At 29.8% G+C, this 11,925-nt stretch carries 10 protein-coding genes; all 10 read right to left on the reverse strand.

Features of this window, described 5'->3' with window-relative positions; genetic code table 11:
- Positions 1-83 precede the first annotated feature (83 nt).
- On the reverse strand, positions 84-1,148 hold the full coding sequence (locus tag BQ5344_RS07985) for a UbiA family prenyltransferase (RefSeq protein WP_071124888.1): 1,065 nt from the start codon (positions 1,146-1,148) through the stop codon (positions 84-86).
- A 29-nt stretch (positions 1,149-1,177) separates the two neighbouring features.
- Complete coding sequence (locus BQ5344_RS07990; protein WP_071124889.1) at positions 1,178-1,546, reverse strand: hypothetical protein; 369 nt, start codon at positions 1,544-1,546, stop codon at positions 1,178-1,180.
- An 18-nt stretch (positions 1,547-1,564) separates the two neighbouring features.
- A complete protein-coding gene (locus BQ5344_RS07995; RefSeq protein WP_071124890.1) occupies positions 1,565-3,118 on the reverse strand; it encodes an AMP-binding protein in 1,554 nt (517 codons plus the stop codon).
- A gap of 17 nt (positions 3,119-3,135) precedes the next feature.
- Positions 3,136-4,164: a GNAT family N-acetyltransferase gene (locus BQ5344_RS08000; RefSeq protein WP_071124891.1), complete on the reverse strand. Its 1,029-nt coding sequence runs from the start codon at positions 4,162-4,164 to the stop codon at positions 3,136-3,138.
- Positions 4,165-4,190: 26 nt separating this feature from the next.
- Positions 4,191-5,522 carry a diacylglycerol/polyprenol kinase family protein gene (locus BQ5344_RS08005; RefSeq protein ID WP_071124892.1) on the reverse strand — a complete coding sequence of 444 codons (1,332 nt, stop codon included), beginning with the start codon at positions 5,520-5,522 and terminating at the stop codon, positions 4,191-4,193.
- A complete protein-coding gene (locus tag BQ5344_RS08010; RefSeq protein WP_071124893.1) occupies positions 5,509-6,678 on the reverse strand; it encodes a BtaA family protein in 1,170 nt (389 codons plus the stop codon). The genes BQ5344_RS08005 and BQ5344_RS08010 overlap by 14 nt, the downstream gene beginning before the upstream one ends.
- Positions 6,679-6,733: 55 nt before the next feature.
- Positions 6,734-9,451, reverse strand: coding sequence for a PEP/pyruvate-binding domain-containing protein (locus tag BQ5344_RS08015; protein WP_071124894.1), 2,718 nt, complete (start codon positions 9,449-9,451; stop codon positions 6,734-6,736).
- Between the two features lie 205 nt (positions 9,452-9,656).
- Positions 9,657-10,451 (reverse strand): MetQ/NlpA family ABC transporter substrate-binding protein, encoded by a 795-nt coding sequence (locus BQ5344_RS08020; protein ID WP_071124895.1) that lies wholly within the window; start codon positions 10,449-10,451, stop codon positions 9,657-9,659.
- The gene (locus BQ5344_RS08025) at positions 10,451-11,107 is read right to left on the reverse strand and encodes a methionine ABC transporter permease (RefSeq protein ID WP_071124896.1); all 657 of its coding nucleotides are present in this window, start codon (positions 11,105-11,107) and stop codon (positions 10,451-10,453) included. The genes BQ5344_RS08020 and BQ5344_RS08025 overlap by 1 nt, the downstream gene beginning before the upstream one ends.
- The gene (locus BQ5344_RS08030; protein WP_071124897.1) at positions 11,104-11,775 is read right to left on the reverse strand and encodes an ATP-binding cassette domain-containing protein; all 672 of its coding nucleotides are present in this window, start codon (positions 11,773-11,775) and stop codon (positions 11,104-11,106) included. The genes BQ5344_RS08025 and BQ5344_RS08030 overlap by 4 nt, the downstream gene beginning before the upstream one ends.
- Between the last annotated feature and the right edge of the window lie 150 nt (positions 11,776-11,925).

Here is an 11,925-nt window from a genome sequence, read left to right on the forward strand (position 1 = left end):
TTTTGCTCCTCTTTATATCGTTTAGCTTTTATAAATTAAACACAAATTTTTTATTTTAGTAAAAAATATTTTTGATGTTTGAATTATTTTATCAAACTAAAGAAAAGATGAGGAAGAAGCCCCATGCACATACTTGAAAAAATAATCCATAATCCCGACACAGTTTCTACAATTTTTCCTGATAAATCCTTTTTCAAAAATTTTACCATAAAATGTATCGAAACTATCAATATTATAAGCAATGTTAATCCACCAAAGAAAAAATATTTTTCATAAGTATGGGCAAGCCCAAGAATAACAAGAAAATATTCAATAACAAAAAGTAGGCTTAAAACAACCACAGCCTTTTTTCTTCCCCAAAGTTTGCTATATGTTTGCACTCCATGTTCCTCTTCATCAGCTCTTCTCGTTTTTCTTCCTATTTCCAGTACGATTCCATTTAAATAATTTAATGCAAAAAGAGGAATTAATGCAAAATCAATATTATGTCTATACCGTTGTAATATAAAAACGTCAAAAATATTTTTTGGTACAATGTATTGTGTAGCTTCTACAATAAAAAGAGTAATGAATACCATTATTACAACGTGGGAGAGAGCATAAATCAAAATTCTTTTTGTAAGCCATTTTTTTATAAAAAATTCTTTTGCCATTAAAAACATATAAATCCACACCAATAGCATGAAATAAATTAGTTTAGGATTTATAACGTGTGCGAGAATTATTTGTATTATAATAGTTGCAAGTCCAATTTTTCCCAATGCTTTTAAGGAAATTATTCCTCTTTGAACAGGTCTGTAAGACCTATATTTTAAATCTTCTTCATAATCCTTAAATTCATCTGTAATTCTCAGCTGAAAGAAAAACATGAATATTATGATAAATAAGGGAAGTAATTTATACCAGATCATTGGTACTTTATCAATTTCTTTATCCCAGAGCAGTGGCACTCTATTGACTTCTTTTGACAAAATTGGTGTTATAATTTTTGAATTATATAGTAATCCTGTGTAAATATATCCTGACAAAGTAAAAATTAATGTGAAAAAAGAGTTTTTTCCTAATGGGAATCGCTCATTTAGATATATTTTGAAGTTTTTTATATTTTGGATTATTGATTTTTTTGAATTTATATTACTTTCGTTCATTTTTATTTTCTCCTCTTACAATATTTATTTTACTGGCAATAAAACTCAATCATTGAAAGTAAATATCCAGTATTATCATCTACATTTGTTTCTTCAAGAAAATCTTTAATTTTGTATCTTAATATTAATTTTTTTTCATTATATCGTTCAGATTTTGTGTTATCTATTACCATTACAGGACTTCCTGCACTTGCGAAAGCATCAAGAAATCCTAATGCGAGGTCAAAAAACATTCCTTTTGCCTTAGCACGTGTATAAGTTTGATATTTCTTATCCAGATGTGATAAATCCGCTTCGTTTTCTTTTGCTGAACGATAAAACATTTTTAAAGTATCTCTATTGTATGATGAAAATAATTTTAATCCTTCTTGAATTAATTCTTTTGCTTCTGTTTTCATAAAATTTCCTTTCTGAATTTAAATTTTTTCAACGATCTCTTCAAGTTTTTTATAGTCTGTCTTGCTGTTATGTCTTTTGTCCATAGGAATTTCAGTTTCAATTATTTTAAATATTTCAAATTTTTCTTTTAGTTCTTTAATTTCACTATCCTCAGATAAATTTCCTTTAAATTCAGGGTTTCTTTCGGCAAAGAGATATAATTTATTATTCTTGGAAGTAAGGACTGATTTTTTTAAGTTTTTACAAAATGAAAAGGCAGTTTCTACAGTAAAAGGATAATAAATTTTTTCCCCAAGCTGTATTCGCCCTTTAACTCTTCCTAGCAGTATAAGTTGGCCTTTTTTGTTAATATATCCCATATCTCCTGTTCTATGCCATTTTTCATTTGGTTTTTTCTCAACATTTAAATATCCGTTTACTACATTTTCACCTTTTACAAGTATTTCACCTTTTAATGCTGAAAAATCTTCAATGTTGTTATTTTTTAGGATTTTATTTTTTTCAGGCGTTTTTTCTAATTCTTCTATTTTAAGTTCTATTTCATTAACAATTTTTCCAGCGAGAAGCCCATCGCCATTTTTCATATTTTCAATATTTTCTTCTGTTATGTCTTCAAAATTTAATACTGATATGGGTTCAGCCTCTGATGCTCCATACAAGGCTATAATTTTAGCATTTGCGAAAACTTCTTTAATATTTTTCATAAGGCTGTAAAAGACAGGTGCTCCACCAGTATATACTTTTTGGACATTTTCAAGCATTATTTTTTCATCTTTGCAAAATTTCACGATGTTTTCAAATATTGCAGGAGGCAAGATGATGTTTTGTATATTATTTTCTGTTATTTGCTTAACAATGTTCCCAAAATCTGACTCGACAGGTTTTCGCCAGTTCAAGTCAGGAATAAAGGTAGTTGTTCCTGTTGCCATATGTGAAAGAAGAAATATCGGGAATGAAGAATAAACAGCTGTTTCTTTTTCAAATTTTAGATTTTTTTCAAGTATATTGTGCTGTCCAAGTAAAAATTCATGCGTTCTCATAATAATTTTTGGAAATCCTGTACTCCCGCTTGTAAAACTGATAAGAGCAGGTGTATTTCCGTCAATTTTTTCGTTTTGAATTTTTTTCTGATTTTTATTTTTTTCATATATCGAAAGTTTTTCAGAATGTTCCATCATTTTAATATAATTAATTTTTTTGCCAATTTTTCTGATTCCCATCAAAAAGAATCCTTTTAAAAGTGTTTTTCCGCTTCCAATTATTCCGTCAGGAGAAATCATTTCACAGCATTTATTTATATGCTCAATACCAGCATACGGATCAATAAACACAGCCTGCAGTCCCATTTTAAATATTGCAGTCAGAATAAGATAAAATTCTATGCCAATGGGGACAAAAACAACGATTTTATTTCCTTTTTTAAATCCTTTTTGTGTCAAGTAACTGCAAATTTCATCTGATTTTGTATCAATTTGGGTAAAAGTAATCTTATTTCCTGTTTTTAAATCAAATAATGCTGTATTGTCTGGATATTGTTTTCTCAAATCTTTAATTTTGTCAATTATTGTCATTCTACACCGCCTTTTATTTAAAGTTCCTTTATAAACAGGGCATATCTTCTTAACTCATCTCCTAAAAGTGAGCCGATATTTTTTGATATATTTTTTTCATGCATCAAGGCATAAATCACATTTTTATAGCCTGAACGTTCCGCTTCCTTCACAAGTTCATCTATCAGAATATACCCCATGCCTTTTCCATTATATCTAGGAGAAATTGCAATCGTTTTAAGAATCATAGTTTCTATTTTCTCCTTGTATTGAAGTTCGGCATAATCAGGTATTCCAAATACGTAGCCGATTAATTCGTCTTTTAAATAAAGCATTTTAAAGAATTTTTTTACAATTTTATCTTCATAGTTCATATACATTTTCAAAAATATTTCTCTATCCAATTCAGAATACAGAAAATTATTTTTAAATGCCTCAATTGTCAAGTCGTAAACTTTATTCAGCACAGGCATTAAATCTTCATTTTTCGCAGATTTTACTGTTATATCTTTATAGTAGTCAAATTTTTTCAACTTTTCAATTTTTTTAGATAAATGCGCCCTTTGAACAGGATTCATATTTTCCATTATTGTTGAAATATAGTAGGTAAGTGGCTTAAAACCAATTTTTTCAAAGAGTTTCACATAATAGTCTTCATTAAAAGGCTCCAACAAAAACGGAGCATGATTTCCCCTGTCCGTAACATACCGATATGTATTCCAAGTAGTTCCATTTAAAGGGCCTATTATTGTTTCTATACCATCTTTTTTAAGATTTTCAAAAATTTGATTAAATATTTCTGTTTCATTTTTTCGATATTTTTCCAAAATATTTACATTGCCAATATATGATGTTGCCTTTTCATTGTAATTGGGACGATTGTGCCATAAATTAAGACTTCCAGCTGTTTCTTCATTCTCATTATAAAAAACAATAATTTCAGATGGACGTTCTATTTGTATTTTTGGAATTTCATTTTGTGAAATGTTATTTTCCATAATATATTTTTCTAAATAGTTTTTATTTATTTGGTTATTTTCTGTTATTATGTATCGTTTGATTTTCATTTGCAAATTTTCTCCTTTTGACAATTTTATAGCATTCCAATTCCTAATAGCAGTATAGAACAGATAAAAACTGTTCCAGAAGCTATAAATACTTTTGTTTCTCCGCTAAGCTCCTTTTCCTTTTCAATAATATAAAAAATCTTCATGCTTGTTTCATAAGTAAATATGCCGCCAAATATAAAAATTATTATTCCAATTAGCATTTTAAAATCCAAAATTCTTGACAAGGCAAGATAATTTATTATAAAGAAAGCAAATGCCTTTCCAATGCTTCCCATCAGAAAATTCATTCTAAATGTTTCCCGTTTTACATTTCCAGCGTTATCTCTTATTAAATTTATAATTCCAAAATGCAGCGAAAAGGTAAATATATAAATAAGATACATTTTATTTTTATCAAGTATGATGCTCATAGCAAGCCACATTGCTGTAGTAAATGCTATTGCCAAAAGTCCTTTAAGAGAATCTTTTACTTGCCCTTTTACCTTTGGAGTGAAATGATAATAGCCAAGATACATTATTAGTGGCGGAATAAGCCATTTTATTCCTCCAATTATCATTACGATGTAAAGAAAAAATAAACTTGCAGTTTGTGCAACCCTTGTAAGCGTAGTCTTTTTTCTATTCAATATTATAATTATAAGAAGTATCATTATTACCCAAAATTTATACATCAGCTCCTGTGCTGTCAAATATAAATTTAATCTTAGAAATAGATACACAAAAAGCGGCACAAAAAGATTATCCAGACCATTCCATGAAATAACTTCAAGAATCATTGTAAGGATACTTAATAGAAGAGAAACAAGTACAATGTTTATACTCCCGATATCACTGAAAAACAAAAAGAAGTTTATACATATGAAGTATGTTGTCAGAAAGAATGTTACCGAGCCTTCTATCGACTTTGTTCCAAATCCCGTATTAAATTTATACTTGCTGTAAAATTCCCCTATAAGAGCCGCAAAGGCATCAGAAAGCATAAGAATTATAAGCGGAAGGGCATACATTACCTTATTATCACTTGAAACAAGCCATAATCCCAAAATACTCATAATAAAGTATATATCCCCTAAAGTCTTCCTGTTTTTTGTTTCCAGTACTTTTTTAAATCCTGTCACTTTATTTTTTACAATTCGTATAGAAACAAGTAGTATAAGAAATACTATCCCAAGTATTACAACCGAGCTTTTTCTTTCAAAGATAAAAGGAAGTGTCAGCCCACCAATTCCTGAGCCTATATGCAGAATCTTCCTTATAAATTCCGAATTAAGTTTTTCATTTTTTTCAAGCTTGTTAAGCAGAAGGAAAAAGAGTATAAAAGTCGCCAGAACAAATATCATTTTAATAATTTCCATTTTTTATCACCTTTTCCACTACAAAATCTGTATAGAAAAATGTCATATCCTTTTCATGAAGCTTCCTATCCAGCTCCTTCATTCTTTCATATTTTTTCCCATTTACATTTGTTTCTTTTCCAGTAACTGCTATTTCGCTATCCGTCTTTTTATAATCTAGTTTTTCTGAATTTCTTTCAACTATTAGGTTCCAGTATGCCAGTAAGGCATTGTTTTCAGCATTGTCATAAATTTTTCTCATTAATTTACTGTAATTTTCAGCTGACATATACTCAAATATGTCACTTAAATTAAATTTATTTATTTTAAAATCAATCTGATCCAGATATTCTTCAACAGAACTTTGGAAAATTTCCACCTTATGAAGATTTTTTCTGATTTTATCAAAATTTTCCTTTCTCAGAAAATAAGGAAGACAGTCCTTACGGTAATTTCCCGTCAGAATATATTTAATATAAGGATTTTCATATGGATTCAGTTCACAGAGGGCATATCTGCTTCTTTCCTTCATTTCTTCAGAGATATTTTTTTCTGCATATCTGAAAAATTCCTTATCCCTTCCCAGTTTCCCAACTATATATTTTGAAAAGAACAGCTTAAACATCAGTTTCCACCTAAAATTATACCAGTGCTTATCATAATATTCCGTTCTTTCCTGTCTGGATTTCTTTTCAAGAAGCTTTTCTACACGTTTTTTACTATGCACAAAAGGAAGTATTTTTTCCCTGAAAATCTTAAAAAACTTTTCAAATTTTCCGGTATGTATTATTCCTTTTTCTATTGCCTCCTTATTAAAATCCCAGTATTCCTTCACTTCTTTATCAAGATTTTCTTTTATCCTGTCATATATTTCAATTCTTTTATCAGATTTCATTACTCCCATGAACTCAAGCATTTCTTCATAGGACAGGCTGTTAAAAACTTCCTTTTTCAGTTTTGCAAGTGCTATCTGAGGAAAACTTATATCAAGTGCCACCACTTTCTTTGGATTTTCTGCAAGCATGGAAAACACATTATCTCCCGCAGACAGTATCCCAAAGCATATATCATTTTCCTGTATATTAAGACTTTCGAGCAAAACCTCTGTATCTTCCCAGCATTGGGAATACCTTATCAAAGAAAAATCAACCCTGTTTTCTTTTACTTCACTTTTCACCTATACTTCCTCCAAATTTATCTGTATAAAATTTTTAACCAGTTTTTTTCTGATTTTATATTTCCTCCAATTTTTTTATTATTCCCGTACTTCCATCAAACTGTACAAAATCTCCCGTTTTTAAAGCAGTTGTTGCTCCCTGTACTCCAACTATGGCAGGTATATTCATTTCACGTGAAATAATTGCACTGTGAGATAAAAGGCTTCCCTTTTCCACTATAAGCCCCTTTAATAAAGGAAAAACCATAACCCAGCTCGGATCCGTAGATTTTGTAACGACAATATCTCCATCTTCAACTTCAGTATTCATAGGATTTAGTACAATTTTTACCTTTCCCTTGACTACTCCCTTGCTGCATCCTGTTCCCTTAAGAATATTTTTATCTCCCTGTTCATTTCCTGTCAAATCTTCATAATGGAAGTTTTCCCCTAAAAATCCTCTCGTTAAAAATCTGTCAGGAAGGACAGCTCCTTCTTCATATCCCTTATACTTTTCTTTTCTTAAGTCTATCAGCTTTTTTAAGTCTGTATCAATTAGTGCACCGTCTATCAGTCCAAAAATTTCATCTATTGTCAGATAAAATACATCCCTTTCATGAACTATTATATTTTCTTCCTTCAGATAAATTCCCATTTTTTTCATAATTTTTCTGACCATGCCAAAAACCTTTGTCCTTTCATATCGCAGGTTTTCCCTTAATCGAATAAACTTTTTTGCATAGGATACTGTTTTTTTCAGTATAAATTTTTTCAACGGACTGATTCTGAAGTTTTCATATATCTTTTTCTGTTCCTCCGAAATGTTCCTTTTACTGTGTTCACCTGATTCCTTTGTCATCGAAATCGAATATATCATCCTGATCAGAAATAACGGATCTTCCCTCAATGTCAATGCTTCAAGCTTCAGCTCATGTACCGTCCTGTCTCCAAATTTTTGCATATATTCTTCCAGTAATGAGTTAAATTCTTTATTCCTAGTTAAATTTTCAATATTAATATCTGTTGCAGCTTCTGCAGTTATCCCTTTTATTTCATTCTGTAAATTCTTATCCTTTTTTATTATACTGCTCATTTTCATAATATATTTTGAAGGCTCGACACTTATCATGTCATTTCCTTCCTGAGCAATAAGAATATTATGTACTTCTTCAAAATTTTCCTTTATATATTTTTCTGCTACTTTTTTTGAAAGACCGAACCAAACCATTACAAGAAAATCATTTATAATAGGTATTTCCCAGTTTTTTAAAAATTTATTTTCAAGAAACTTGTAATATTTTTTTAAGTCCTTTACGCTTTTTTCCTCCAGACTGCTATTTTTTCCATTAAGATTTTCATCTATGAGCTTATAAAACTTTTTAGCCTTGTTCTCAATCAAAAACATATTTAAAAACAATGTCCCTCCTGCCTTCAGCTTTTCAATCCTGTTTCTGAATTTTTCCCACGAAGACATTTTTTCTTCCGCTTCCAGAAGATTTTCCTTTATATCTTCTTCAGACAGTTCCTTTTTCACTCCCATCATCTGCTCCATAAATTTGCTATTATTACGTGAATTAGGAAACAGCATGAGAAGTTTGTACCAGTTTATCAGATTATAGTAAACTCTTCCCTTCAGTAATCCAAGCATATTGTCATATACAACCTGATAGCTTTCAACAACCTTCGGAGGTACTCCCGTAATTTCCGAGAATCTTTTATATACATCAGAGTAGGCTTTTCTTATAAAGCTGAAGGTAAGCGGAAGTGTAATTTCAGGATAGCTTTCTACAATATTACTGTTGTCCCATATTATTGTATTTGATGTTTTTTCATTTGATTTTTCTAATGTAGTTACAGGTCTTGACTGCAATATATAAAGTTTCCCCTTTTCAAATGCCCATTCCATATCCTGAGGTTTTCCATAATATTTTTCAATATTTATAATATTTTCTCCAAGCTCCTGTACTTCACTGTCGTTTAACACTTCATCTTCAATATTTATTTCTTCTATCTTTACTTTCTTATTTTCAAAATCTAAAACCTGCCTTATTTTTTTTGTTCTTATTTCCTTTTTAATTTCCTTCGTTTTTTTATTATATATAAACAGATCTCCATTTTCATCTCCATCAACTATACTTGTTCCCAGCCCATAAGTTCCTGAAATTACTATTTCATCATAATGTCCATTTACGGGATTTACGCTGAATCCGACTCCGGCCTTTTCAGAATTTACCATTTCCTGAATTATTACTGCCGGAACATTTATTTCATTGTTTATTTTTCCTTCTTTTCTATATTTCATAACATGCGAGGAAAAGGAAGAAATCCATACTTCCTTCACTTTTTCCATTATATTTTCTTTTTTTATATATAGATATGTTTCAAACTGACCTGCAAATGAAAAATTGCTGCTGTCTTCTTCTATTGATGAAGATCTTACAGCATAGTAACTTTCTTCATTTAGTACATTTTCAATTTCTTTTTCAAATTCTTCCCTAATTTTATGATTTTTTATAATTCTAATTATATTTTCAATTTTTCTTTCGGTATTTCCGCTAAATACAGCATTCCAATCCTTAATTTCATCATTATTTCCTGCTTCTTGGTTATGTTTTTCAATTTCTTTTAGTATAATTTCCTTAAAATATCTGTTAGTAATGACTGAAAAATGCGGGACATTAAATCCATTGGCAGCAAGTTCAAGCAAATTTTGAGCCTTTTTACCAATTTTTTCCTCAAATACTGTATTTTCATTATGATTTTTTAATTTATCAATATTATAAATATATTTCATAAATTTATTTTCCTTTACTAAAGAATGTGTTTGTTTTATATTATACCTCATTATGATTAATTTTAAAACTTTTTTCATGAAAAAAGTTGCCCTTAGTAGAGCAACCTATATTGAAAAATTTGTAAATTTAAACTCATAAAAACTTAATAAATTTAAGTTTTGAGAAGAATATTGATTCGAAATGGTTATAAGATATTTGTATTTTTTAAAACACAGGGAATCCTTGTCCAGCATATTTTTCTTCAATAAATTTTTTAACTTTTTCAGAAGTCATAGCTTTTGTCAAATCTTGTATTTTTTTACTGTCTTTATTATCTTCCCGTGCTACAAGACTTACAGCGTATTTACCATTTGTATTTTTTTCAATGAATAAGGCATCTTTTACGTGAACTCCAATTTTTAGCATATGTGATGGCCAGTTAAATGCTAAGTCAGCTTCTTGGTATGCTTGCACTAGTGATGGAATAGGAACTGCCATAAATTTGAAATTTTTCTTTGTATTAATAACATCATTCAAATTATAAAGTCCATCTTTTGGCTTCAATTCAATTAAACCTTCATTTGCAAGTATTCTCAAGGCTCTATCCTGATTTGTCACATCATTTGGAATGGCAACTTTTGCCCCATTTGGAATTTCTGCCTTATTTTTGTATTTTTTTGAATAAAAGCCTACATAAACATCATAAATTCCTTTAACTTTTACAAGTTTTCCGTTATTTTTCTTATTAAAAACTTGCATAAACGGCTCGTGCTGATGAAAGTTTGCATCAAAGTCTTTAGCATTTAAACCAACATTTGCAGTAACATAATCTGTTAATACAGTAACTTTTACATCATAACCTTCCTTTTTCAAGTCTTCAGCCGCTATTTTCACAATTTCATCCATCGGATATCCAGCCGCAGCAATTCTGATTACATTATCCTTTTTTAAATTTATTCCAACAAATGCTAAAACTAGCACACATATTACAGCTAATGAAATTAATAATTTTTTTGACATTAGTAAATTCTCCTTTTCTTATCTAAATTTTTTGATATTCTGTTTCCAATAATCTGTATTGAAAATACAATGACTATCATTATTGTCACAACCCTATATACAAGGGCATAGTTGTATTCGTTGTATCCATATCGCATTGCATAGTCGCCAATTCCGCCTCCACCAACAACTCCCATTACAGTAGAGTATGAGATAAAGCTGATAATTGCCGAAGTTAAACCAAGTACAAGGCTGCTTCTCGCTTCAACAAGCAAAAAATACCACACAATCTGAAATACACTTGCCTTCATTGACAAAGCTGCATCAATTATCCCGCTATTCACATCATAAAAGGACTGTTCTGTAAATCTCGCATACAGTGCCACAGCTACAAAGCAAATTGGAAAACTTGCAGGAAACAGTCCAAAAGCAGTACCAAAAATTAATCGTGTGAGAGGTATTAATATGACTACAAATATTAAAAATGGGAAACTTCTGACTACATTTATATAAATGTTGCATGGAATATTTATAAACTTATTTTCCCTAATGCCACCTTTATCAGTCAAAAATACCACGGCTCCTAAAGGGATTCCCAAAAATACTGCACATATTGTAGGAATGAGAACCATTATAAAAGTGTCCTTTATTGCAATTAATAATTCAGTATCTATCATTTCAGAACCTCCCTCACATAATCGGCATAACTTTTGTTTGATTTTTCATAATCTCTCTGATTAACATTGAAAATATCTGTAATTTTTCCCTTTTCAATAACAGCCACCCTGCTGCATAGTCTTTTTACAACTTCCAGTTCGTGAGTAACAACTAAAATGGTCGTTCCATATTTTTTATTTATTTCCTCAAATAAGTCAAGTATTTCATCTTTTACAGATTTATCCAAAGAAGCTGTAACTTCATCGCAAAGCAGTAATTGCGGATTTGTCACTAATGCACGGGCAATCGCCACTCTCTGCCTTTCACCGCCGCTAAGAGAAGCAATAAACGATTTTTTCTTATCAGACAGCCCAACAAATTTTAAAATTTCTTCAACTTTTTCAGCTGAAAACTTTCTCTTTAAAATTAACGGAAGAGCAATATTATCAAAGACATTTTTGTTATACAAAAGATTAAATTCCTGAAAAATATAAGCAACTTCAGTATTATTTGCAATATTAATTTCTCCTTTATCAGCCTTCAAAATTCCTTGAATAATTCTCAAAATCGTTGATTTTCCACTTCCTGACTGCCCAATTAATCCAAAGATTTCCCCTTTGTTAATCTTCAAATTTATTTTTAAATCAAAATTAGCATAATTTTTTTCAATATCTTTAAGTTTTACCATCTCACCTCCAATTATTTTTGTATTTAATCTTAAAATGAAATAACTTCAAAATTATATCACACTTTTTAAAATTAGGGAATATTGTTTGGAAAAAAAGTGAATTCTATTTTGGGGAACAGAAATAATTAAAATTAATTGATTTTTTTTGAT

The organism is Leptotrichia massiliensis, from assembly GCF_900104625.1.
Taxonomy (GTDB): Bacteria; Fusobacteriota; Fusobacteriia; order Fusobacteriales; family Leptotrichiaceae; genus Leptotrichia; species Leptotrichia massiliensis.

Bases quoted from the DNA above. Each gene is read 5' to 3' on its own strand.
- BQ5344_RS07985 (WP_071124888.1), bottom strand. From the start codon at position 1,148: ATGAACGAAAGTAATATAAATTCAAAAAAATCAATAATCCAAAATATA.
- BQ5344_RS07990 (WP_071124889.1), bottom strand. From the start codon at position 1,546: ATGAAAACAGAAGCAAAAGAATTAATTCAAGAAGGATTAAAATTATTT.
- BQ5344_RS07995 (WP_071124890.1), bottom strand. From the start codon at position 3,118: ATGACAATAATTGACAAAATTAAAGATTTGAGAAAACAATATCCAGAC.
- BQ5344_RS08000 (WP_071124891.1), bottom strand. From the start codon at position 4,164: ATGAAAATCAAACGATACATAATAACAGAAAATAACCAAATAAATAAA.
- BQ5344_RS08005 (WP_071124892.1), bottom strand. From the start codon at position 5,522: ATGGAAATTATTAAAATGATATTTGTTCTGGCGACTTTTATACTCTTT.
- BQ5344_RS08015 (WP_071124894.1), bottom strand. From the start codon at position 9,451: ATGAAATATATTTATAATATTGATAAATTAAAAAATCATAATGAAAAT.
- BQ5344_RS08020 (WP_071124895.1), bottom strand. From the start codon at position 10,451: ATGTCAAAAAAATTATTAATTTCATTAGCTGTAATATGTGTGCTAGTT.
- BQ5344_RS08025 (WP_071124896.1), bottom strand. From the start codon at position 11,107: ATGATAGATACTGAATTATTAATTGCAATAAAGGACACTTTTATAATG.
- BQ5344_RS08030 (WP_071124897.1), bottom strand. From the start codon at position 11,775: ATGGTAAAACTTAAAGATATTGAAAAAAATTATGCTAATTTTGATTTA.